At 32.9% G+C, this 22,619-nt stretch carries 24 protein-coding genes; 13 read left to right on the top strand and 11 right to left on the bottom strand.

Going from position 1 to position 22,619, the window contains the following annotated elements:
• Positions 1-6: 6 nt before the first annotated feature.
• The 5 genes from ABD816_RS00120 to ABD816_RS00100 all read right to left on the bottom strand — a co-directional run bounded on the left by ABD816_RS00120 (position 7) and on the right by ABD816_RS00100 (position 6,352).
• On the bottom strand, positions 7-846 hold the full coding sequence (locus tag ABD816_RS00120) for an alpha/beta fold hydrolase (RefSeq protein WP_344923650.1): 840 nt from the start codon (positions 844-846) through the stop codon (positions 7-9).
• Between the two features lie 194 nt (positions 847-1,040).
• Entirely contained in the window at positions 1,041-4,394 is a 3,354-nt protein-coding gene (secA, locus tag ABD816_RS00115; protein WP_344923648.1) for a preprotein translocase subunit SecA, read from the bottom strand.
• Between the two features lie 231 nt (positions 4,395-4,625).
• Positions 4,626-4,847 (bottom strand): DUF2795 domain-containing protein, encoded by a 222-nt coding sequence (locus ABD816_RS00110; protein WP_344923646.1) that lies wholly within the window; start codon positions 4,845-4,847, stop codon positions 4,626-4,628.
• Positions 4,848-4,962: 115 nt separating this feature from the next.
• On the bottom strand, positions 4,963-5,538 hold the full coding sequence (locus ABD816_RS00105) for a cob(I)yrinic acid a,c-diamide adenosyltransferase (RefSeq protein ID WP_344923644.1): 576 nt from the start codon (positions 5,536-5,538) through the stop codon (positions 4,963-4,965).
• 451 nt (positions 5,539-5,989) lie between these two features.
• The gene (locus ABD816_RS00100) at positions 5,990-6,352 is read right to left on the bottom strand and encodes a hypothetical protein (protein WP_344923642.1); all 363 of its coding nucleotides are present in this window, start codon (positions 6,350-6,352) and stop codon (positions 5,990-5,992) included.
• Positions 6,353-6,429: 77 nt separating this feature from the next.
• Between ABD816_RS00100 and ABD816_RS00095 the strand changes: the two genes are divergently transcribed.
• The 5 genes from ABD816_RS00095 (at position 6,430) to ABD816_RS00075 (ending at position 10,798) form a co-directional block, all read left to right on the top strand.
• A complete protein-coding gene (locus ABD816_RS00095) occupies positions 6,430-6,789 on the top strand; it encodes a MerR family transcriptional regulator (RefSeq protein WP_344923640.1) in 360 nt (119 codons plus the stop codon).
• Between the two features lie 201 nt (positions 6,790-6,990).
• Positions 6,991-7,608 carry a recombination mediator RecR gene (gene recR / locus ABD816_RS00090; protein ID WP_344923638.1) on the top strand — a complete coding sequence of 206 codons (618 nt, stop codon included), beginning with the start codon at positions 6,991-6,993 and terminating at the stop codon, positions 7,606-7,608.
• Complete coding sequence (locus ABD816_RS00085) at positions 7,608-8,735, top strand: glycosyltransferase family 2 protein (RefSeq protein ID WP_344923636.1); 1,128 nt, start codon at positions 7,608-7,610, stop codon at positions 8,733-8,735. The genes recR and ABD816_RS00085 overlap by 1 nt, the downstream gene beginning before the upstream one ends.
• A gap of 90 nt (positions 8,736-8,825) precedes the next feature.
• Positions 8,826-10,154 carry a dihydrolipoamide acetyltransferase family protein gene (locus tag ABD816_RS00080; protein ID WP_344923634.1) on the top strand — a complete coding sequence of 443 codons (1,329 nt, stop codon included), beginning with the start codon at positions 8,826-8,828 and terminating at the stop codon, positions 10,152-10,154.
• 212 nt (positions 10,155-10,366) lie between these two features.
• Positions 10,367-10,798 (top strand): DUF4174 domain-containing protein, encoded by a 432-nt coding sequence (locus ABD816_RS00075; RefSeq protein ID WP_344923632.1) that lies wholly within the window; start codon positions 10,367-10,369, stop codon positions 10,796-10,798.
• A gap of 51 nt (positions 10,799-10,849) precedes the next feature.
• Here ABD816_RS00075 and ABD816_RS00070 read toward each other — a convergent pair whose 3' ends face one another.
• The 6 genes from ABD816_RS00070 to ABD816_RS00045 all read right to left on the bottom strand — a co-directional run bounded on the left by ABD816_RS00070 (position 10,850) and on the right by ABD816_RS00045 (position 15,848).
• Entirely contained in the window at positions 10,850-11,197 is a 348-nt protein-coding gene (locus tag ABD816_RS00070; protein ID WP_344923630.1) for a hypothetical protein, read from the bottom strand.
• A gap of 229 nt (positions 11,198-11,426) precedes the next feature.
• Positions 11,427-11,774 (bottom strand): hypothetical protein, encoded by a 348-nt coding sequence (locus tag ABD816_RS00065; RefSeq protein WP_344923628.1) that lies wholly within the window; start codon positions 11,772-11,774, stop codon positions 11,427-11,429.
• 52 nt (positions 11,775-11,826) lie between these two features.
• Entirely contained in the window at positions 11,827-12,990 is a 1,164-nt protein-coding gene (locus ABD816_RS00060) for a metal ABC transporter permease (protein WP_344923626.1), read from the bottom strand.
• Positions 12,983-14,200, bottom strand: coding sequence for a metal ABC transporter permease (locus ABD816_RS00055; protein ID WP_344923624.1), 1,218 nt, complete (start codon positions 14,198-14,200; stop codon positions 12,983-12,985). Before ABD816_RS00055 ends, ABD816_RS00060 begins: the two co-directional genes overlap by 8 nt.
• Positions 14,197-14,934 (bottom strand): metal ABC transporter ATP-binding protein, encoded by a 738-nt coding sequence (locus ABD816_RS00050; RefSeq protein WP_344923622.1) that lies wholly within the window; start codon positions 14,932-14,934, stop codon positions 14,197-14,199. Before ABD816_RS00050 ends, ABD816_RS00055 begins: the two co-directional genes overlap by 4 nt.
• Entirely contained in the window at positions 14,934-15,848 is a 915-nt protein-coding gene (locus ABD816_RS00045) for a metal ABC transporter solute-binding protein, Zn/Mn family (protein WP_344923621.1), read from the bottom strand. Before ABD816_RS00045 ends, ABD816_RS00050 begins: the two co-directional genes overlap by 1 nt.
• 860 nt (positions 15,849-16,708) lie before the next feature.
• Between ABD816_RS00045 and ABD816_RS00040 the strand changes: the two genes are divergently transcribed.
• From ABD816_RS00040 to ftsY, 8 genes are all read left to right on the top strand, one after another.
• A complete protein-coding gene (locus ABD816_RS00040) occupies positions 16,709-17,488 on the top strand; it encodes an exonuclease domain-containing protein (RefSeq protein ID WP_344923620.1) in 780 nt (259 codons plus the stop codon).
• A 98-nt stretch (positions 17,489-17,586) separates the two neighbouring features.
• A complete protein-coding gene (locus ABD816_RS00035; RefSeq protein ID WP_344923619.1) occupies positions 17,587-18,198 on the top strand; it encodes a fumarylacetoacetate hydrolase family protein in 612 nt (203 codons plus the stop codon).
• A 2-nt stretch (positions 18,199-18,200) separates the two neighbouring features.
• On the top strand, positions 18,201-18,539 hold the full coding sequence (locus tag ABD816_RS00030) for an Hpt domain-containing protein (protein ID WP_344923617.1): 339 nt from the start codon (positions 18,201-18,203) through the stop codon (positions 18,537-18,539).
• 1 nt (position 18,540) lies between these two features.
• Entirely contained in the window at positions 18,541-19,788 is a 1,248-nt protein-coding gene (locus tag ABD816_RS00025; protein WP_344923615.1) for a CinA family nicotinamide mononucleotide deamidase-related protein, read from the top strand.
• 784 nt (positions 19,789-20,572) lie between these two features.
• The gene (gene rpmB / locus ABD816_RS00020; protein WP_344923613.1) at positions 20,573-20,812 is read left to right on the top strand and encodes a 50S ribosomal protein L28; all 240 of its coding nucleotides are present in this window, start codon (positions 20,573-20,575) and stop codon (positions 20,810-20,812) included.
• 24 nt (positions 20,813-20,836) lie between these two features.
• On the top strand, positions 20,837-21,019 hold the full coding sequence (rpmG, locus tag ABD816_RS00015) for a 50S ribosomal protein L33 (protein ID WP_344923611.1): 183 nt from the start codon (positions 20,837-20,839) through the stop codon (positions 21,017-21,019).
• 7 nt (positions 21,020-21,026) lie between these two features.
• Positions 21,027-21,179: a DUF4295 domain-containing protein gene (locus ABD816_RS00010; RefSeq protein ID WP_344923609.1), complete on the top strand. Its 153-nt coding sequence runs from the start codon at positions 21,027-21,029 to the stop codon at positions 21,177-21,179.
• Between the two features lie 300 nt (positions 21,180-21,479).
• The gene (gene ftsY, locus ABD816_RS00005; RefSeq protein WP_344923607.1) at positions 21,480-22,433 is read left to right on the top strand and encodes a signal recognition particle-docking protein FtsY; all 954 of its coding nucleotides are present in this window, start codon (positions 21,480-21,482) and stop codon (positions 22,431-22,433) included.
• The last annotated feature ends 186 nt before the right edge of the window (positions 22,434-22,619 follow it).

Raw genomic sequence — 22,619 nt, 5'->3', positions numbered from 1 at the left:
TCAATTTTAACGGCTTGACTTTGTTTTACTGTTAACTTTTAGATATAGTTTTGCGATTTCTTCTACAACAATCTCAGGGTTTTTCTCCCAAATTATATGATCAGCGTTTTTAGCCACCACATAGGTGTGATTAGGTAGGTTACCAAATTCTTTCAAGCACCTTATCCAATTTGTTCTATCCTTTTCTGTTTTTAAAGTATTGGTGTCGGGTAGGTTTTCTGCAACAATTAAGGTTAATGGTATATCATTAGAAATGTAACGTGTAGACATATAGTCGGCAATATCTGGAAAGTTTTGTAACACATAATATAAACCTTCTCTATGTTTTTTGAGCATTGCCCAAACATCAGGAGTGAGGCTGTTTTTGTAATGAGAAGCCCATTCTTTTGTAGTCATACAAGGTGTTGCTATGTCAATAAAAACGGCTCCGGTTATATTATCTTCATTTAGTAGTGCAAATTCAGAAGCATAAAAACCTCCAAATGAGTGAGCGACTAAAAAGTATTTTTTAGTATAACCAAGCTTTCGAAGTGCTGTATTTAAATGTTTAATTTCGAGTTTGAAAGAAATGTTCGTAGTATCGATTTCACTTTTGCCTAAACCAGCTCTATCATAAGTTATTAAGGTAGCACCTGTTGCTTTATAGATGTCATTTATAATTGATTTCCATACACTTCCGTCATTTCCGTTTCCAGCCTCAAAAATGATAGGCGTATTATTTCCTTTTATTATTTCAAAATGTAGTTGATGATTGCCAACATTAATGAGAGTGTCTAGCGTTTGGGCTTGACCTTGATTATAACCTAATATAAAAAAGAATAAAAGTAGATTAATTTTGGTGATCATAATATTTTACTGTTTACAGATAAGACGATTCATCTATATTATTGTTACTATTAGTATCCTACTATAGTATGTTTCTATTGACAACACTATATTGATTTCTTTGAAAATATATAAATTGACCTGAAGTGACAGTTCACAAGAAAGCCTGAAACATCAAGTTTCAGGCTTTTTTTGCATTATTAAAATAATGGATATTAGTCATTAACCAAAACCCATTCTCCTTTTTCGATCAATGGGATGGCTTGTTTATACTTTAATGATTTATTTTCTCCACTCATTACATGTTTAATAGTAACCTTATCATTACGTCCTATTTTAGGTTGCTCACGCACGATAGTTTCTGTCACTTGTTGTTGCTGCGTTTGTCCTGCAGCTCTGTTCTGAGAAGAACGTTCATCAAGATTCTGAATTTCCTCTTTAGAAGCTTCCAGATTTTCTTTTTTACGTACTTGTTTTGCTTCAGAGATATCCTGTGTATTTCCTGTTGGAAGTTCTCCTTTAAATAAGAAAGAGATCACGTCTTTATTCACCTCTTCGATCATTGCTTTGAATAGCTCAAAAGCTTCAAACTTATAGATTAATAAAGGATCTTTTTGTTCGTGTACGGCTAATTGTACACTTTGTTTTAATTCATCCATTTTACGCAAGTGCGTTTTCCAGGCATCATCAATAATGGCTAAAGAAATATTTTTTTCAAAATCAGTGATTAACTGTTTTCCTTCAGTTTCATAAGCTTTTTCCAGATTAGTGGCAACATTCAGACTTTTTACACCGTCGGTAAATGGAACCAGAATTCGCTCATACTTACTAGCAGGATCTTCATACACTTGTTTAATCACAGGATATGCGCTTTCTGCATTACGCTTCATTTTGTCCTGATAATGCTCGTATGCAGCTTTATATACTTCACCTGCAATTTTCTGAGGATCCATTTTTTCAAATTCTTCTGTAGTAATCGGGCTACTCATAGAGAAGTAACGGATCAATTCGAATTCAAAGTTTTTAAAATCTTGTGCACCTTTATTTCCTTCTGTGATTACTTCTGCAGTATCGTAGATCATATTAGCAATATCTACACGCAGACGTTCTCCAAATAAGGCATGATAACGACGCTTGTATACTACTTCACGTTGCGCATTCATTACATCATCATACTCTAACAGTCTTTTACGAACACCAAAATTATTTTCTTCTACTTTTTTCTGTGCTCTTTCTATAGATTTAGAGATCATAGAATGCTGAATTACTTCTCCTTCTTTTAATCCCATTCTATCCATCATCTTAGCAATACGCTCTGATCCGAATAAACGCATCAGGTTATCTTCTAAGGACACATAAAACTGAGAACTTCCCGGATCTCCCTGACGACCGGCACGTCCGCGTAACTGTCTGTCTACACGACGAGAATCATGTCGTTCTGTTCCTACAATAGCAAGACCACCAGCCTCTTTTACAGCATCACTTAATTTAATATCAGTACCTCGACCAGCCATATTAGTAGCAATAGTAACCACACCAGGGTTACCAGCTTCTGCTACAATATCGGCTTCTTTTTTATGCAATTTGGCATTCAGTACGTTATGAGGTACCTTACGCATGGTTAGCATTCTTCCTAATAATTCTGAAATTTCTACAGAAGTAGTACCAATCAATACCGGTCTTCCTGCTTTTGATAAATCTGTAACGTGATCTATAACTGCGTTATATTTTTCTCGCTTTGTTTTGTATACTAAATCTTCTTTATCAAGTCTTGCAATCGGTCTGTTAGTAGGAATCTCGACTACATCCAGTTTGTAGATTTCCCAGAGCTCTCCTGCTTCTGTAACGGCTGTACCTGTCATACCACATAACTTCCCATACATACGGAAATAATTCTGTAACGTTACTGTAGCAAAAGTTTGGGTAGCATCTTCAATTTTTACATTTTCCTTTGCTTCAATCGCCTGGTGTAATCCATCGCTATATCGACGTCCATCCATAATACGACCAGTTTGTTCATCAACAATTTTTACTTTGTTGTCCATCACTACATATTCAACATCTTTTTCGAATAATGAATATGCTTTTAATAACTGGCGTAGAGTATGGATTCGTTCACTTTTTACACTATAATCCCTGAATAATTCTTCTTTTTTCTCTGCTTCTTCTTCTTTGGATAGACCTTCTCCTTCTATTTTGGCGATCTCCATACCAATTTGTGGCAATACAAAGAAATCAGGATTGTCTTTACCAGAAAGATGTTCTACTCCTTTATCCGTTAAATCAATCTGATTGTTTTTTTCCTCTATCACATAGTATAAATCCGCATCGATTTTATGCATCTCACGGTTATTATCCTGCATGTAGAAGTTTTCAGTTTTCTGAAGTAACATTTTTACACCCTCTTCACTCAGGTATTTAATTAATGCTTTGTTTTTAGGAATTCCTCTATATACTTGCAATAGCTTAAAACCACCTTCTTTAGTATCACCTTCTTTTATTAGTTTTTTAGCCTCTGCAAAAACACTGGTTAGCATTTTTTGTTGTACCGAAACAATATCTGCAATTTTGGGCTTCAACTGATCAAATTCATGAACATCTCCTTTTGGGATAGGACCAGATATAATTAAAGGAGTTCGTGCATCATCAATTAATACAGAATCTACCTCGTCAATAATAGCAAAGTTATGTTTACGTTGTACTAGATCTTCTGGAGAATGAGACATATTATCACGGAGATAATCAAAACCAAATTCATTATTAGTTCCGTAGGTAATATCAGCATTATAAGCAGCTCTTCGTTCTGCTGAATTAGGTCTGTGATTATCAATACAATCGATAGTCATTCCATGGAACTGAAAAATAGGTGCCATCCATTCACTATCACGACGTGCCAGATAATTATTTACAGTTACTAAGTGCACTCCGTTACCTGATAATGCATTCAGATAAACAGGAAGGGTAGCTACTAGAGTTTTACCTTCTCCTGTTTGCATTTCTGCTACTTTTCCTTCGTGTAATGCAATACCACCGATAAGTTGTACATCATAGTGTACCATATCCCAGGTTACCTCTTTACCCGCGGCATCCCAACTTGTAGACCAGATAGCTTTTTCTCCATCTAACGTTACATATTCTTTAGTGCCCGAGAGCTCACGGTCATAAGTAGATGCAGTAACAGCAATAGTATCGTTATTTGCGAATCTTTTAGCAGTCTCTTTGATTACTGCAAATGCTTCTGGCAAAATTTCATTTAGTACATTCTCAGTAACCTCATACGCTTCTTTTCTTAAGGCATCAATTTCTGCATAGATATCTTCTTTTCTGTCAATATCCTCAATACCATCAGCTTCTGTCTGTAATGCTTCTATATTATGCAAAATGCTTTGACGTGCATCATTTATTTTTTCTTTGAATTCTAACGTTTTAGCACGAAGTTCGTCATCATAAAGCGCTTCAATCTCTTTTTCAGCGTTTTTGATCGATTGCACTCTTGGTTGAATGTCTTTTATATCTTTTTTGGATTTATCTCCAACAAATACTTTTAATACAGAATCTAAAATTCCCATGATATTATGGTCGTGTGTTTTTAATAAGATGTAATTTCAAAAGAAACCAGTTGCACCTTCTATAGAGAACTGTTCAGCTCTGATCCTTTTATGGGATCTGTTATCATCTCAAAGCCTTATAGGCTATATTATACAATGCTTTATGATACTAAATATATAGATCAAAAAGTGTAGCGTAATTTACGCAAAAAAAAAGCCTCTTGCGAGACTTTTAATACTATTTACATATTTTTAATATTCATCCTCATTCCAAAGATAATCATCGTCAGTAGGGTAATCCGGCCATATTTCATCAATAGAATCATAAGAATCTCCTTCATCTTCAATTGATTGCAGGTTTTCTACAACTTCAAGAGGCGCTCCTGTACGAATTGCATAGTCAATTAACTCATCTTTGGTAGCTGGCCAAGGTGCATCACTTAAATAAGATGCTAATTCTAAAGTCCAATACATATGATAATTAGTTTAATTTTTTGCAAAAATAATTTTTTAGTTTAAAAAGTCAAGTAAAAAATTAATTATTTACACAATAATTATAAGAACGTGATTTTTTTTGACTGATTCCTGTCTAATGATTTTTTTGCGGAATCCATTTAACCTCATCAGCCTGTAAATCTTTAGTCAACTTTCGTGCCAGTACGAAGAGGTAGTCAGATAGTCGGTTGAGGTATTGTAATGTGGTTTCCTCAAAGGGCTCTAATTCATACAAAGCGGTTGCTAAACGCTCTGCTCGTCGGCATACACAACGGGCTATGTGACAAAATGACACAGTCTGATGTCCTCCTGGTAATACAAAATGAGTCATGGGCGGTAAATCAACATTCATCCGATCAATTTCATGTTCAAGAAATGTAATGTCTTCTTCTGAAATTGTAGGAATGTTTAAACGTTTCTCTCCATTCTTTAACATTGCTTTTTCAGGATCAGTAGCGAGCACTGCACCCACAGTAAACAATTTGTCTTGTATATTGATCAAAGTTTTTTTACTTAATTCATCAATTTGTTGATCTCTTATTAAACCTATATGAGAGTTTAGTTCATCTACGGTACCATAACTATCGATACGAATATGATGTTTTGGAACTCGGGTACCACCAAATAAGGCAGTAGTACCTTTATCTCCTGTTTTTGTGTATATTTTCATTGTTATTGTGCTTCTGGTATAATGAGAATGTGTAATCTATCGGGAATAAATTATATAAATGCCTATTCCTAATCTCGTCTTTCCGATTTTTTCTGATAATTTTTTCTGAAATTTCTTTTATTTCTATTGTAAAGCTTGTTTTTGTTTCGCTTAGAATTCCATAGTACAATGATAAATAGAAGGGCAATTCCAATGATGACTAATGTTAATTGAGTTTCTTCAGAAAGTGCGTCAAACATGTTTTTTTCGTAAAAATAGTGAAATAGATTTTTGTTTCAGCATTACACTTAGATTTTGAAATTGGTTAGTAGTTTGCTTTAGGTATTTATCTTTTTTGATACAACCGTTCTGCTTAAAATATACCAGAATAGCTGAGTTTAATACTAGATTCTAATAAATTTGATCTGAAATTTAATAACCAAGCACAGTTTTGATATTGAATTAAACGATTTTATTTCCTTTTTATAAAGAACTCCTTATCTTCATAATACATACCTATCCATAATAAAACCATTAATATGATTCCTATATGATTCACATCGTGTAAGGCTCTTGTAGCTATAATACCCCCTAAATAGCTGCAAAGTAGAAAAAAGCCAATTCTTCTGGTTTTAGGAATAATAAATAGTATCACACTAGTCAACTGAAGGAATCCAAAAGGAATCATCCATTCAATGCCATTTAGTTTTTCAAAGTTTGCGACCAGAGAAGGAGCTTTTATCAATTTCATAATACTAGTGAGTAGCATTACCAATAAGGGAAATGCCCAGATGAAGCGTACTAAACTTTTTTTTTCTGTTTTTTTATTCTTCATTACTTTAAAGTTTTAGTTTATATTTACCAAATATAAACCATGGACTATAGTCAATGGTCAAATAAAATTTAGAGAAAATGAAAATTGGTGAATTATCTAAAAAAACGGGAGTTTCCAGAGATACGATTAGATTTTATGAAAGTAGAGGTATACTGACGGATATAAGTCGTCCGTTTGAATGGAATAATTATAAAAATTATGGAGAAAAAAATATAAAAAGGATTCAAATTGTGAAATACTTGCAACGTTTCTCTTTTACCTTGAAAGAATGTAAGGAACTTCTTGATCAAAGAGATTTAAGCATAAATCAATGTGTCGACAAAGAAGTAGCATTTAAGAAAAAATTAGTGCGTATCGAAGAACAGATAAATGAATTACAAGAAACACGGGATTCATTAATTGAATTAATATTAGAACAAACTAAAAAAAAGGAATAGATAACCTGTTATGAAAAACTTAGATATTTAGTAAGTTACCAGTTTTTTTAAAATGGAGCGGGTTCTTATCTGAAAAATTATCATATGTTTTTCCGTGTTACGATCCTTTTATGAAATGATAGTTATAATAAGCTTCAAATAACAAACTATCAAAAATAAATAGTGCACAATAATCGCAAAAACCAGTACATTTGTATTCATATGGAATTTTCTTCGAGATTATTAGAAGCTGCTGTGTATGAGATGTCACAATTGCCAGGTATTGGTAAGCGAACAGCTTTACGATTGGTATTGCATTTATTGCGACAACCTACTAGTCAAACACAACATCTGGTAGAAGCACTCAGCACATTACGTCAGGATATTAAGTTTTGTACAAAATGCCATAGTATTAGTGATGTAGAAATTTGTCATATCTGTAGTAATCCAAGCAGGGTGCAGGATGTAATTTGTGTAGTTGAAGATATACGGGATGTAATGGCAATTGAGAGTACTAGTCAATACAGAGGTCTGTATCACGTATTAGGTGGTAAAATAAGTCCTATGGATGGGATTGGTCCACAAGATTTGCATATTACCAGTTTAATAGAAAAAGCAAAATCCGGTCAGATCAATGAATTGATTTTTGCGTTAAGTGCTACGATGGAAGGGGATACAACTAATTTTTATATCTATAAGCAATTGAATGGTGTCCAAATTAAAACTTCTACAATTGCAAGAGGAATTGGGGTGAATGATGAATTAGAATATGCAGATGAAGTAACCTTAGGGAGAAGTATTATCAATCGAATTCCTTTTGAAAATGCAATCAAAGGCTAATGAAGTTATCTGTCATTATTCTCAATTATAATGTTCGCTACTTCTTAGAACTATGCATTCTAAGCGTAAAAAAAGCGTTGACTACCATTGAAGCTGAGATTATTATCATAGATAATAATTCTCAAGATGATAGTTGTAAAATGGTGCAACAACATTTTCCTGAAATCACCTTACTACAGAATAATAAAAATGTGGGTTTTGCTAAGGCTAATAATCAAGGAGTAGCAATGGCTACTGGCGAGTATATATGTATTCTTAATCCTGATACCGTTGTAGCTGAAGATACTTTTGTAAAAATATTGGAAGCTTCTCAGAAATTATTGCATATGGGTATGGTGGGCACGAGGTTAATCGACGGAACAGGTTCTTTTTTACCAGAAAGCAAACGTAATATTCCATCACCTATGACATCATTCAGAAGGCTTTTTGGAATACGAATAGGACATGTAAAAAACTATTATGCAGATCATATAAGCGAAACAGAAACAGCGGATGTAGAAATTCTTGTGGGTGCCTTTCTTTTTATGAAAAAAGAGGCATATGAATCTGTGAATGGATTTGATGAGGATTACTTTATGTATGGAGAAGATATAGATCTATCTTATAAAATATTAAAACAAGGGCTTCAGAATTATTATGTAGGGAGTGTTCCTGTTATTCATTATAAAGGAGAAAGCACAGATCGTAATGCAGCCTATATTAAACGTTTTTATGGAGCCATGCGTTTATTCTATAGCAAACATTTTAGAAGTAATTGGTTGCTGGATAGTATGGTTGCTTTTGGAATTAGAATCATTGCGATACAACAGTCTTTTAAGAATCAGGAAAAAGAAAAACGAGTTATAGATCATCATTATTTAGTATCTGATAACCCATTATTGCAACAAAAAATTGCTCAGGTTTTAAAAAAGGATATACAATTAATTTCATTAGAATCGGTACAAGATTTGGGAGATATGAATAACGAACTTATCTTTGACAATGAGTATTTGACTTTTAGCGAGATTATTGGCCTTATGGAGCAACAAAGGGATACAACTCAAGTATTTAAAATAAGACCTGAGGGATGTAATTATATATTAGGAAGTAATTATAGCGATGGAAAAGGAGAAGTGATCGTTTTTTAGAAAAACTTTAATACAAAAAAAATAATTTTAAAGCTTATTTTTAGGTAAATTCGCAAAAAATACAACGCATAAACACCTTTTATTAGTAATATGGCAAAATTTGAACTGAAACTTCCGAAAATGGGTGAAAGTGTTGCAGAGGCAACAATTACAACTTGGCTAAAAGAAGTAGGGGAAACTATCGAGATGGATGACGCAGTGTTAGAAATTGCGACTGATAAGGTTGATAGTGAGGTTCCTAGTGAAGTAGAAGGGGTTCTTTTAGAACGACTTTTTGAAGTAGATGATGTAGTAAAAGTAGGGCAGACGATCGCTATTATTGAAACCGAAGGTGAAGGTGTTGCAGTATCAAAAGAAGAACAGGAAAATACAACGACAGAGATTCCTCAGGAAGTTGCAGTCATTGAAGCGCAACTTACAGAAGCAAAGGAGGCTGTAACAACTAATGTGGATTACAACGAAAGTTCTAAATTTTATTCTCCATTGGTAAGAAATATAGCTGCAGCAGAAAATGTTTCTGTTACAGAGTTAGAAAGTATTTCAGGAACCGGAAAAGATGGTAGAGTTACAAAAAATGATCTTTTAGCATATATAGAGCATCGTAATGCTGATACTGGTGCAACTACATCAGTAGCATCAAGAAGTGAATCGGTAGACACAATTTTATCAACAAATCAAGATGTTTCCAAAGTAACTTCGGTATCATCTGGAGAAGATGAAATTATAGAAATGACCCGTATGGGCAAAATGATAGCGCACCATATGGTAGAATCTGTGCAAACCTCTGCACATGTGCAATCATTTATCGAAGCAGATGTAACCAATATTTGGAATTGGAGAAAGCGGGTAAAGGATGATTTTGTAAAAAGGGAAGGAGAGAATCTTACTTTTACTCCTATCTTTATGGAAGCCGTTGCTAAAGCAATTAAAGATTTCCCAATGATCAATATTTCTATAGCAGGAGATACGGTAATCAAAAAGAAAAATATTAATTTGGGTATGGCGGCTGCGTTAGCAGACGGTAATCTAATCGTACCTGTAATCAAAAATGCTGATCAGTTAAATCTGGTAGGAATGACAAAGGCGGTAAATGATCTGGCAAATAGAGCTAGAAACAACCAGTTAAAACCAGATGACGTGCAAGGAGGTACCTATACGGTTACCAATGTTGGAACGTTTGGTAGTATTATGGGAACTCCTATTATTAATCAGCCTCAGGTAGCTATTTTAGCCTTAGGAGCTATCAGAAAAGTACCTGCTGTAATCGAAACACCCGACGGAGATTTTATAGGTATCCGTTATAAAATGTTTTTATCACATTCTTATGATCATAGAGTGGTAAACGGAGCACTGGGTGGACAGTTTGTGCAACGTGTAAAAGAATATCTGGAAGCTTGGGATATAAAAAGAGAAATTTAAAATATTAAATTTTGGATTGAATACGTAAGTTTATATTCATTCATTGTCCATTATAAAATATGTAAAACCACAGCTTTTAGTTGTGGTTTTTTATTAACTATTTGTTTGGTATAAGAAGAATAATATTCGTTTTGGCAAAAAGAGTTATATGTATCTGATCATCCTGAATTTTTTATAACTATTTTAGTAAAAAGATACTTATTATTTAAAAAATGAGACATGTAATCCTATTATTAATTTCTGTATCATTTATAATTTCTGATTCTATATATGCTCAGGATATTGCATCACATCAATGGAAAAATAGAGTAGTGCTAGTTATAAGTGATGCAGGCGATCACCCTATAGCAAAAAAAGAGATGTCTGAATTTAATACATATGCCGACGAGATGAATGACAGGAAATTAATTGTCTACCAGATCACACCTTCTCAGTATAAAATCGGAGTAGAGAACGCTACTTGGAAAAAATCGCAAACGCTATTTGAAAAATTTAAATCGTTAGAAGGGGCATTCGAAATTATTTTAATTGGACTGGACGGTGGTATTAAGTTAAGAAAGTCTGAATTTATTTCATCAAATGATTTGTTTAAAACTATTGATGTTATGCCAATGCGGAGAAGTGAAATTAGACAGAAAGATTAACAAAGGAAAATTGTTAAGAATTATTATTCTGACAGTTATAATAAATACTTTCTAAGGTAGTAATGTTATAGTCTTGTTGATATCAGAAGAATCTTTTTGATTATTGGCGGCATTATTTACTAATCGAATGCTTTTTTTCTTATTCGTTTTAGTAATGAAACCATTCTTAATCATTAATGCTTCATAATAAGCTGATCTATTGCTTGTAGCAACTACTTTAATCGGTTCTTTAATTTTAATGTCAAAATTATTTTTAGCAATTAAAGCTTTGTAAAAACCAACTTTAGATGATTTGAAATTTTCGATTTCATTAGTAGGTGTAGTTTCTGATGCTATGTCCTGAGCATTTGCTTCAGTAAAAGAAAAGATGATTACAATGGTAAAAAGTATAGTTTTCATAGTTTTGGGGCTTAATGAAATTGTTAACTTATTGTTAGTCAAAGGTACAGTGAATAAGCAATGCAAAATAGAATTTTCTTAACTTTTAGATAAACTGGTTTTTTACTTCGTTGAAATACACACTTTTTACGGTTTAACCTTACTTTTCATAAGTATAAAATAGAGTTTTTAAATGAATTTTGTAGGAAATTAATTAGTGTATACGTTTAAAAGTGATAAATTTTTTAGCTTATTTATCTGTTTTAGTAGTTTCTAAATTTTTTAATTCATCATTAACAATAAGATCATAGGTGTAAGAAGATGATACATCTCGCAATGGTATCAAAATTAGCATTTGTGTTTTGCTTTTCGCGGGTATATTTTTGATGATTGGTCTTTGAGCACTTTTTCTGTATCCTGTTGGGTTAATCTTTAAAAAAACACTTTTACTAGTATCTGTATCATTTTGCACATATAATATAGTACGCTTTTTTTGTAGGTCCTCTATAAGTCGAACAGGTGCATCCTGAGAAAAGGCTATGGTTGCACTAATGAATATTAGTAGTTGAGGGATTTTTTTTAAGAATTCGATACACATTTCTGGATATTTTATTTTTCAAGATACATTTTATAATAAAAAAATGTGCGGTTTACCCTCTAAATAGGAAAAACCGGTCCTTCATATGTTCTATTTCAGAATTTTTATTAGAAATTATATAATCTATAGCTTCACTTGTGAAATGTTCTCCTTTTTCTGTAAGTGAAATAATATCATTCTGAATATAGATCATGTTATTATTACGTGCCAAATCCAGGACAGACTTTGCTCTAACCTGTTGCCAATTAATGTGCTCATTAAGATGTTTAACATGGCGTTCTGTTTCATCATCCTTGTGATTACGTAAATGTAACAGAAGTGTAAGTAATGAAACTTCGATGCGCTGTTGTTTTTGTCTGTACAAAACAGAAAAGTAGCCTTTATTAGGAGCAAATAAATAGACGATTAAAAATAAAATACCTAGTATGGTTGTCATACATCCTGCTATTGATGCATTTATAATGTGAGCAAGCCAATACCCACTTATAGCCGATACAATTCCAAAAGTACAAGAAAAGATGAGCATTTTTATTAGATCATTAGTTAATAGGTATGCAATAGCAGCTGGAGCAATCATAAAAGCAATAACAAGAATTGCCCCAACTGCATCAAATGCTCCTACAGTTGTAATAGATGCTACTGTCATTAATCCATAGTGTACGGCCACAGGAGATAAGCCCAGAGCCGCTGCAAGTCCCGCATCAAACGTACTTATTTTTAATTCTTTAAAAAATGCAAAAAGTAGTATGATCGTTATGAGCGCAATGATTCCTATAACCCATAGCGCTTTGGGACCTAGATTTATACCGTCCCAGATAAAGCTGTTTAAAGGTGCATACTCAATTTTACCTACTAAAACTGCATCCAGATCAAGGTGTACATCATCTGCTTTTTTATCAATAAGTATAACTCCAATACTAAACATAGTCGGAAAAACCAATCCTATAGCTGTATCTTCTTTAACTAAGTTAGTTTTTTGAATAAATTCAACAAGTATTACAGTAAGAATACCGCTCAATGCTGCAATAGGAATCAATAATGGAGATGATAAATCATTTGTCAGAAAAAAACCAATAACAATTCCTAATAGGATAGAATGACTAATGGCATCAGTAATTAAAGCCATTTTACGTAATACTAAAAATGTACCCGGAATCGCGCAAGCAATCGCTACCAAAGAGGCTATCAATTGTATTTCTATCTGCGCACTATTCATGATCCACTTTTAATTGATTATATAGATTTGATGCAGTCTCATATCCCGATTGTGTCATAGCCCACATGTTACCATTGATAGTAATGTAATCCTTGTGTTCTAACTGTTTTAAAGATTTTTTGGTAAACCCTCTGAAATTATTTAATATTTTGATTGCATGGGGATGAGAAATATTTTCATGATCACTGGCAATGTGATACATAAAAGAAAGTGTTTTGTGTAACTCCAGATCTGTTCGATTTTTTCTGAAACGAATTTCTCTAAATAATAATCCTCTACCAGGAGAAAAAATAAAGGAGATAAATACAAATACAGCTGCAACCAATACGATGACTGGCCCTGTAGATAGGTTATTTTGACTGGCGCTAATCGCAGTGCCGATAACTCCTGATAGTGCACCAAAACCAGATGCAAGAATCACCATAACAGAAAGACTATTAGTCCATTGCCTGGCTGCCGCAGCAGGAGCTAGCAACATTGCACTCATTAGCACTACGCCGACTGTTTGTAAGCCTATAACAATAGCAATAACTATAAAAGTAGAGATGAGAATGTCTAAAAACTTACTGTTGAAACCAAGGGTTCTAGTGTAATCAGTATCAAAAAGTAATAGTTTAAGTTCCTTCCAAAATATAAGAAGCATAAGAAAACTAATCAGTAATATAACTGCCATTAGCCAAACATCACGTTCTAATAAAGTAGCCGCCTGCCCAAAAAGATAGCCATCTAGCCCTGCTTGATTCGCATTAGGTTGTTTCTGGATATATGTAAGTAACAACATCCCAAATCCAAAAAACAAGGATAGAATTAATCCAAGTGCGGTGTCGGATTTTAAATGTGTTTTATTTGTAATACCTCTAATCCATATGGTACCAATAATACCACTACATAACGCACCTATTAAAATAGTGAAGGATTTATTAGAGATTAAAAATGTCAAAATAGCATATGATTGTTCACTGCCAATTATTTTTCCTAACATGTCAGCAAGAAACTCGTTAAAAATATTTAATTCTCCAAATAACAAAAAAGCCAGTGCTATCCCAGGTAATGCAGCGTGTGAAATCGCATCACCTAATAAGCTTTGTTTTCTTAAAACAGCAAAGCTGCCAAGCATGCCACAGATAGTACCCAGTACGGCAGTTCCTATAGTAACTGTGCGTAACGTATAATCGGTAAATATTAGTTCTATGTATTCTTGTAGGCTCATTGCTGTACACTTACCTTATAATTGATGCCATAGGTTTTAGTTAGGTTGTCATCATTAAATATATCTTTTACAACACCAGTAGCAATTTTTTTGACATTCAGAAAAGTAACCCAATCAAAATATTCAGGAACTGTTTGTAGATCATGATGAACTACAATAACTGTTTTTCCAGATTTTCTTAACTCCTTTAGGATATTAATAATAGCAATTTCTGTGGTAGCATCTACTCCTTGAAAAGGCTCATCCATAAAGTAAATTGAGGCATTTTGTACTAAAGCTCTGGCTAAAAAAATTCGTTGTTGTTGTCCTCCGGATAATTGACTGATCTGTCTATTTTTGAATGCAAGCATGCCTACTTTTTCTAAGGCTTCCAGAGATGCCTTTTTCTCTTTTTGACCAGGTCTTTTGATCCATCCTAGACTCCCATAGGTTCCCATCATAACTACGTCTAACGCAGTGGTAGGGAAATCCCAGTCTACACTTCCTTTTTGAGGTACGTATGCCACTAATGATCGTTGTTTTTTATAGGGTTTTCCATAAATTTTCACACTGCCAGCAATAGGTTGTATGAGGTCTAAAATTGACTTGATTAATGTAGATTTTCCAGCTCCATTAGGACCCACAATCGCCATTAATACGCCTTCTGGTATGCTAAGGTCTATATCCCAAAGTACAGGCTTATAATTATAAGCCACAGTAAGATCGTCTATTTGAACTGCAATTTTTTGTTCCATTATTGTAAGGCGTTGACAATTGTATTTACATTATATTCAAACATTCCTATATATGTGCCTTCATTAGTTCCCGAGGTACCAAGTGCATCAGAAAAAAGAGTTCCACCAATAGTTACGTTATGATCCTTGGATTTGACTGCGGCCTCCAGTGCTTCTATGGTTCGTTTTGGAACAGAAGTTTCTACAAAAATAGCTTTTACTTTTTTTTCAATAATAAAATTAGCTAATTGTCTTACGTCCTGAACACCTGCCTCTGTAGCTGTGGATAGTCCTTGTAGTCCCACAACTTCAAAATCATATTGTTTTCCAAAATAACTAAAGGCATCGTGTGCGGTAACTAAGATTCTTTTTTCTTTAGGTAATGATTGGATTTTTGCAGTTAATGTAGCTTCTAATTTGTGTAATTTTTCTAAATATTTGGAGCCATTTGATGCAAAAGCATCCGCGTTTTTAGGATCCAGTTCTTGTAGTTTTTGGATAGTAAATGTTGCTACTTTAATCCAATTTTCAGTACTAAACCATATGTGTGGATCATAATTAGAAGCAAAATAGTCAGATCCAATTAACGTATTTTTATCTAATGCTTCGCCAATAGCAATGGTCTTAGTCTGCTGATTACTCATATTCTCAAATACCTCTACTAATTTTCCTTCCAGATGAAGTCCATTATAGAAAATTACATCGGCTTGCACTAACTTACCAACATCCCCTTCACTAGCTTTGTAAAGATGTGGATCAACTCCAGAGCCCATTAAGCCTTCTACGGTAATAAGGTCTCCACCAATATTCTTAACTAAATCAGTAATCATAGAAGTGGTGGTTACAACATTTAGTTTTTGATTTGGATCTTTCACTTCTTTTTTACAAGAAAACAGGATGAGAATCATCGATAATATTGTGATAATTTTTTTCATTTTATTTTTAACTTTTTGTTTAATAACTAATTAGATAATTGAATATCAGTTTTGAGAGTCATTAAAGCGATGGGTTTTATTGTTTTCTTGCATATTCATATGGAATTTTGTGTATTTCTAAAGTAATTCTACTGTTATGTTTATAGGAAAACACGAACTCAAAATGAATTTGTTTTATCTACAAAACTAAAAAAGTTAGCTTTGACTAACAAATTAAATCTGAATTATCTGATAGAAATATAATCTATAATACAAATTTATCTTTCTTTAATGCTTCTACCGTTGTCTTAAGTGCGTTATATTGTTTGTTATAAGTTACTTATTAAATTTATTTAAGTTTTAAAACTAATGATGTTTCCCTAGTGTTTTGCTTCATAAAACAGGAGTTTTTTAAGCTTGCATTCTCGTGGTTAGGAGTTGAAGGTGTGGTAAGAATACTTTAAAAGTAAATTAGATGATTCTTTATAAATTCATTGGGCTTGTGGTTTGATATCTCTACGCAACTAAGTGTAGGGTAGTTGCAACTAATAAAAATGTCTGTTAATAATTTAACATATATTAAAAAGGATTGCTTGGCAGATTGGTGTTATTTACTTGCGATCAGTGCTCCTTTGATCTTTTTGAAAAGTGTTTCTGGAATTGGGTTGGTATTGAGCAATGAAGCTAGAATCTTAGAAATTAGGGGTTTTAGATAAATCAATTAAAATCAGGTTTTAATACCAAAAATGAAGATAGTAACTATAAAAGTTACTAATACTGTTTTGGTCAGTATGTAATGTGACCAAAACAAATGTTAAAATAGTGTTTTACGCTATGAAATTATATCTAATACCTATTATCTTTGAGATTCACAATCAATTATGGAGCTTAATTTAAAAAGACCAATTTGTTTTTTTGATCTGGAAACAACTGGTGTAAATATTTCTAAAGATCGCATTGTTGAAATTTCAATATTGAAAGTATTTCCTAATGGTAATAAGGAAAGTAAAACTTGGCTTGTTAACCCAGAAATGGCGATTCCTAAAGAGACCACAGAGATTCATGGAATCACAGATGAGAAAGTTGCAAATGAACCTACTTTTAATCAATTAGCAACTAAAGTAAACGAAATGATCAAGGGTTGTGATCTTGCAGGATTTAATTCTAATCGTTTTGATATCCCATTACTCGCTGAAGAATTACTAAGAGCTGGTTTAGATTTTGATATGAAAAATTCTGTTGCAGTGGATGTACAGACTATTTTTCATAAAATGGAGAAGAGAACGTTATCAGCGGCCTATAAATTTTACTGTAATTTGGATTTAGAGGATGCACATTCTGCAGAGGCAGATACTAATGCTACCTATGAGATATTAAAGGCGCAACTGGATAAATATCCCGAACTGGAGAATGATACTAAGTTTTTAGCAGCCTATAGTTCTAGAAAACAGTTTGTTGATTTTGCTGGTTTTATCGCTTATAATGAAGATGGTCAAGAGGTTTTTTCTTTTGGAAAACATAAGGGTAGATTGGTAGAAGAAGTACTTGATAGTGAACCAGGTTATTTTGGATGGATACAAAATGCTGATTTTCCTCGATATACTAAAAAAGTCTTGACGGCTATAAGACTTCGTAAGTTGAATAACAGTTTAAAAATGTAGGTTTTATTACACTTTAATTTTGCTGATTAACTATATTTCTGATAGGAGAGTGGTACTTAATTTATGTACACATCAAAATAATAATTAAATTTTTTTCTGTGAAACTGATTTGTATCGGTCGTAATTATACGAACCATATAGAAGAATTAAAAAATGAGAAACCAACTGATCCGGTTGTTTTTATGAAACCGGATACTGCGATTCTTTTAAAGAAACAACCATTTTTTATTCCTGATTTCTCTGATGATGTTCATCATGAGGTAGAGGTTTTAGTTAAAATCAAAAAGGTGGGAAAACACATTGATCGTCGATTTGCTCATAAATACTATGACGAAATTGGATTGGGAATAGATTTTACAGCAAGAGATGTGCAACAAAATCTAAAATCCAAAGGGTTGCCATGGGAGAAAGCAAAAGCCTTTGATGGTTCCGCAGTTATTGGTTCGTGGTTGCCAAAAGCAAACTTTGATGATGTAGATAATATTAACTTTCGACTAGAAATAAATGGGGAGATTGTACAAGAAGGGAATACCGGATTAATGTTATGGAAAATTGATGAATTGATAGAATATGTGTCAAAATATTTTACTTTAAAGATTGGAGATATTATCTTTACAGGAACACCAGCTGGAGTAGGGGCAGTAAAAGCAGAAGATATGTTATCCGGTTTTATAGGTGAGCAACAACTTTTATCAATAAGAATAAAATAAATATGGGCAAAGGCTATAGTTTAAAAAGCGTACGAGAATTATCTGGAGGAGATGAAGAATTTGTTATGGTATTAGTGCAGACATTTTTAGAAGAGATACCGCCTGATCTGGATAATATGACACAAGCTGTGGCTAGTAATAATCCTCAGATGGCATATCAATATGCGCATAAAATGAAACCTAATTTACAATTATTTGATATAGACTTATTAAGCGAAATTAAACAGATAGAGTCTTGGTCTAAATCTAATAAAAGTAAAGAAGAAATTATGCCTGTTTTAAATCATATTGAAACCAAAGTTAAAAGTTCAATTGAAGCTTTAAAAGCAGACTTCCAGTAATATGCTCGCAGAAATAATAACCATAGGAGATGAAATCCTCATTGGTCAGATAGTAGATACTAATTCAGTTTTTTTAGGGAAAGAATTAAATAAAATAGGGATTGATGTTTATCAAATTTCTTCCATACAAGACGATAAGCAACATATTCTTAATGCATTAGAAGAGGCAAAAAAGAGGGTTGATATTGTTTTGTTAACTGGAGGACTAGGACCGACTAAAGACGATATCACAAAACATACTATTTGCGAATATTTTGATGACAAATTGGTGGAGAATAAAAATGTTCTTTCTCATGTGGAGGAGATTTTTGCTAAGTATATAAAGAAGCCTATCTCTGAGATAAATAAGATGCAAGCATTGGTTCCTTCTAAGGCTACAGTGTTAATGAATACGTATGGCACTGCACCCGGAATGTGGATAGAGAAGGATGATACGGTTTTTGTTTCTATGCCAGGGGTACCTTTTGAAATGAAGAATTTAATGAAAGAGGAGGTGCTGCCAAAACTGATAAGACGTTTTGATAGACCGTATATTCTTCATAAAACAATACTTACATATGGTTTAGGTGAGAGTTCTGTCGCTGCACGTATTGAGGATTGGGAGGATAGTTTACCATCATTCATAAAACTAGCATATCTACCTAGTTTAGGAAGTGTGAGATTGCGTTTATCTGCAAGAGGTGTTGATGAAGATTTACTAAAAGAGACAATCGATAAAAAAACTATCGAATTGCATGGGTTATTAGGAGATATCATTGTAGGGTATGAAGATAATGAGTCCATAGAACTTATGATAGCAAAGAGATTAACCTCGTTAGGAAAATCACTTGCTGTGGCAGAAAGTTGTACCGGGGGTAAAATAGCTCAATCGTTTACGATACATCCGGGGGCTTCTTCTTATTTTAATGGAGGTGTTGTTGCATATGCTGTACAATCTAAGATTGATATTCTAGGTGTAGACGCGGCTCTTATCGATGAGTTTACGGTAATGAGTAATGAGGTAGCAGAGGCTATGGCTAAAGGAGTTGTCGCTCGTTTTAAGTCTGATTATGGAATAGCAACTACAGGAAATGCCGGACCTACAAAAAGTGATATAAATGATGAAGACGAAGTGGGTACGGTTTTTATAGCAATAGCTACTCCGGATCACGTTTTTTCTGAAAAATTTGTGTTTAGTAATAATAGAGAACGAACGATTGGTAAGGCTGTACATAAATCTTTCGAACTTCTTTTTAAAGAATTAAAATAGATTAAGTAGGTTTAAGTAATGCTTCAGATTAATTAATGGTCATTTTGTAGTTGTTGAAAACTTGAGTAGGAGCACTTAGAAATGATTGCTTCAGCCCGAAGGCTCTTCTATGTATGAGTGTATATGCCACTATTATAAACCCTTTAAGATTAGAAATAGTTTTTAGTATCATAATGTAAGGTAGATCAAACAGCATAAAAAATGGATGCAATACAAATGGATTGTTGTCACCTTAACATCTGTGTATAAGGCTATGAAGATTGGAAGAATTGTGTTCTTTTGATATAGCGGGTAGGTTTTGTACTCAAATATTTTTTTGATAGATATTTGATATTGAGAAATTTAGTTTCTTGTTTTTATAGAAAGCGGATCCTTATGGATCCGCTTTAGTACTACTCAATTACCCCAAATTAAGTAGTTAGTTACAATTGTAAAATCTAACCGGTGTAAATATAATATGATTATAAGGCCTGATATATAGGTAAAAACACCTGTTTTATTGATAATATTTATAAAAACCGTTTAAGTGTAGTGGTCTTTTGTGAATGAAGTTTGTAGAAGAGTTGAGCAGATATATGTCCTTAGTGAGCATAGTAATAAATGGGTTATTAGGGATTTAGAGATCTGTTTTAAGATAAGATAAAGTTTATTTTTTTTAAGTTCATCTAATGTGTATATAAAAATCCTTAAATAAGGATAAAAATTACAAAACATTAATTGGTAGTTCGATAAATAATTCGTTAATTTGCACCCTGTTTTGAAATAATACCAAAATTAAGAAGAGATGTCAAGAGTTTGCGAACTTACAGGTAAAAAAGCAATGGTTGGAAATAATGTTTCTCATGCCATGAATAAAACAAAACGTAAATTCAATGCGAATTTAATTAAAAAGCGTTTTTATCTTCCAGAAGAAGATCGTTGGGTAACACTTAAGGTGTCTACATCAGCATTAAAAAATATAAACAAAAATGGTATTTCTGCTGTTTTAAAAGAAGCAAAAGCCAAAGGTTTTTTAACTAAATAAATTCCTTTTTAAAAATATACTATAATGGCGAAGAAAGGTAATAGAGTTCAGGTAATATTAGAATGTACAGAGCATAAAGCTTCTGGTAAGCCAGGTACATCAAGATATATTACAACTAAGAATAAGAAGAATACTCCTGATAGAATTGAGATTAAAAAATTTAATCCTGTTCTTAAGAAAATGACTGTTCATAAAGAAATTAAATAAGTAGACCATGGCAAAGAAATCAGTAGCATCGTTACAAACAGGATCCAATAGATTAACTAAGGCTATCAAAATGGTTAAGTCCCCAAAAACAGGAGCTTATACTTTTGTAGAAACAATCATTGCCCCTGATAAAGTAAAGGATTTTTTAAGTAAAAAGTAATTTTACTAAAATAATTTAAAAAGAAGCCGTTTCAATTTTATTGGAATGGCTCTTTCTTTTTATATTTATGGCGAATATATATATAGATGTTCCGGGTTTTAAACTTTTAATACCGACTCCTATAAGACTGTGCAGTAATTAAATTGGATAATCAGGATTAAAAGTAGAAAACGTTATCAATAGCTGTTAATTTCGAATCGAGCAAAAATAGTTATTTATTAATTGTATGATATAATATCAAAAAGAAACCTATTGAAGGGTTGATTTATTAAAAATGGTACCTATAAATTGAATTAAAAAATGAGCTTATTTAAGAAAATATTCTCTTCAGATAAAAAAGAAACCTTAGATAAAGGGTTAGAGAAGTCAAAAACTAGTTTTTTTTCTAAGTTAACAAAAGCAGTTGCTGGTAAGTCAAAGGTTGATGATGATGTATTAGATAATCTGGAAGAAGTTTTAGTGTCCAGTGATGTGGGGGTAAAAACAACGATTAAAGTAATCGAGAGAATTGAAGCACGAGTATCTAGAGATAAATATTTAGGAACGGATGAATTGAATCAAATCTTACGAGAAGAGATAGCAGGATTACTTTCTGAGACTAATTCTGGAGAAGCAACAGATTTTGTTATTCCAGAAAACAAAAAGCCTTATGTTATTATGGTGGTTGGGGTTAATGGCGTAGGTAAAACTACAACAATTGGTAAACTAGCACATCAATTTAATAAAAAAGGTTTAAAAGTGGTACTTGGCGCTGCTGACACATTTAGGGCTGCGGCAATAGATCAATTACAGGTATGGGCAGATAGGGTAGGTATCCCTATAGTGAAACAAGACATGGGTAGTGATCCGGCGTCAGTTGCTTTTGATGCTTTAGAATCAGGAGTGAGTCAGGATGCTGATGTCATTATTATAGATACAGCAGGAAGATTACATAATAAAATTAACCTAATGAACGAATTGACAAAGGTGAAAAGAGTTATGCAAAAAGTTGTAACCGATGCACCACACGAAGTTTTGCTGGTTTTGGATGGTTCTACAGGTCAAAATGCTTTTGAACAAGCAAAACAATTTACAGCTGCTACAGAAGTAACTTCACTAGCTGTTACTAAACTTGATGGTACAGCAAAGGGTGGTGTGGTAATAGGAATTAGTGATCAATTTCAAATTCCGGTAAAATATATCGGAGTTGGAGAAGGTATTGAAGATTTACAGGTTTTTAATAAATACGAGTTTGTAGATTCTTTTTTTAAGTAAGAAATTTCAGGGTTTACTTGATTTCGAAAAGCGTTGACTTATTTGTGGTTTTATAAAAAGACACTATCCCATTAAGTGTGTAAGTTTAAAATAAAGAGGGTTTGACTTTTATTTAAAGTTGAACCCTTTCATCAAATATAGTTAAAAATTGATTTAAAATTATTCCCCAATTCCGAATAGGCATTG

Origin of the sequence: Aquimarina addita, assembly GCF_039539305.1 — a bacterium.
GTDB lineage: Bacteria > Bacteroidota > Bacteroidia > Flavobacteriales > Flavobacteriaceae > Aquimarina > Aquimarina addita.
Note: the sequence above shows the minus strand (reverse complement) of the source record. Positions and strands in the feature narration are given on the sequence as shown.

Bases quoted from the DNA above. Each gene is read 5' to 3' on its own strand.
- ABD816_RS00120 (WP_344923650.1), bottom strand. From the start codon at position 846: ATGATCACCAAAATTAATCTACTTTTATTCTTTTTTATATTAGGTTAT.
- secA (WP_344923648.1), bottom strand. From the start codon at position 4,394: ATGGGAATTTTAGATTCTGTATTAAAAGTATTTGTTGGAGATAAATCC.
- ABD816_RS00110 (WP_344923646.1), bottom strand. From the start codon at position 4,847: ATGTATTGGACTTTAGAATTAGCATCTTATTTAAGTGATGCACCTTGG.
- ABD816_RS00105 (WP_344923644.1), bottom strand. From the start codon at position 5,538: ATGAAAATATACACAAAAACAGGAGATAAAGGTACTACTGCCTTATTT.
- ABD816_RS00100 (WP_344923642.1), bottom strand. From the start codon at position 6,352: ATGAAGAATAAAAAAACAGAAAAAAAAAGTTTAGTACGCTTCATCTGG.
- ABD816_RS00095 (WP_344923640.1), top strand. From the start codon at position 6,430: ATGAAAATTGGTGAATTATCTAAAAAAACGGGAGTTTCCAGAGATACG.
- recR (WP_344923638.1), top strand. From the start codon at position 6,991: ATGGAATTTTCTTCGAGATTATTAGAAGCTGCTGTGTATGAGATGTCA.
- ABD816_RS00085 (WP_344923636.1), top strand. From the start codon at position 7,608: ATGAAGTTATCTGTCATTATTCTCAATTATAATGTTCGCTACTTCTTA.
- ABD816_RS00080 (WP_344923634.1), top strand. From the start codon at position 8,826: ATGGCAAAATTTGAACTGAAACTTCCGAAAATGGGTGAAAGTGTTGCA.
- ABD816_RS00075 (WP_344923632.1), top strand. From the start codon at position 10,367: ATGAGACATGTAATCCTATTATTAATTTCTGTATCATTTATAATTTCT.
- ABD816_RS00070 (WP_344923630.1), bottom strand. From the start codon at position 11,197: ATGAAAACTATACTTTTTACCATTGTAATCATCTTTTCTTTTACTGAA.
- ABD816_RS00065 (WP_344923628.1), bottom strand. From the start codon at position 11,774: ATGTGTATCGAATTCTTAAAAAAAATCCCTCAACTACTAATATTCATT.
- ABD816_RS00060 (WP_344923626.1), bottom strand. From the start codon at position 12,990: ATGAATAGTGCGCAGATAGAAATACAATTGATAGCCTCTTTGGTAGCG.
- ABD816_RS00055 (WP_344923624.1), bottom strand. From the start codon at position 14,200: ATGAGCCTACAAGAATACATAGAACTAATATTTACCGATTATACGTTA.
- ABD816_RS00050 (WP_344923622.1), bottom strand. From the start codon at position 14,934: ATGGAACAAAAAATTGCAGTTCAAATAGACGATCTTACTGTGGCTTAT.
- ABD816_RS00045 (WP_344923621.1), bottom strand. From the start codon at position 15,848: ATGAAAAAAATTATCACAATATTATCGATGATTCTCATCCTGTTTTCT.
- ABD816_RS00040 (WP_344923620.1), top strand. From the start codon at position 16,709: ATGGAGCTTAATTTAAAAAGACCAATTTGTTTTTTTGATCTGGAAACA.
- ABD816_RS00030 (WP_344923617.1), top strand. From the start codon at position 18,201: ATGGGCAAAGGCTATAGTTTAAAAAGCGTACGAGAATTATCTGGAGGA.
- ABD816_RS00025 (WP_344923615.1), top strand. From the start codon at position 18,541: ATGCTCGCAGAAATAATAACCATAGGAGATGAAATCCTCATTGGTCAG.
- rpmB (WP_344923613.1), top strand. From the start codon at position 20,573: ATGTCAAGAGTTTGCGAACTTACAGGTAAAAAAGCAATGGTTGGAAAT.
- rpmG (WP_344923611.1), top strand. From the start codon at position 20,837: ATGGCGAAGAAAGGTAATAGAGTTCAGGTAATATTAGAATGTACAGAG.
- ABD816_RS00010 (WP_344923609.1), top strand. From the start codon at position 21,027: ATGGCAAAGAAATCAGTAGCATCGTTACAAACAGGATCCAATAGATTA.
- ftsY (WP_344923607.1), top strand. From the start codon at position 21,480: ATGAGCTTATTTAAGAAAATATTCTCTTCAGATAAAAAAGAAACCTTA.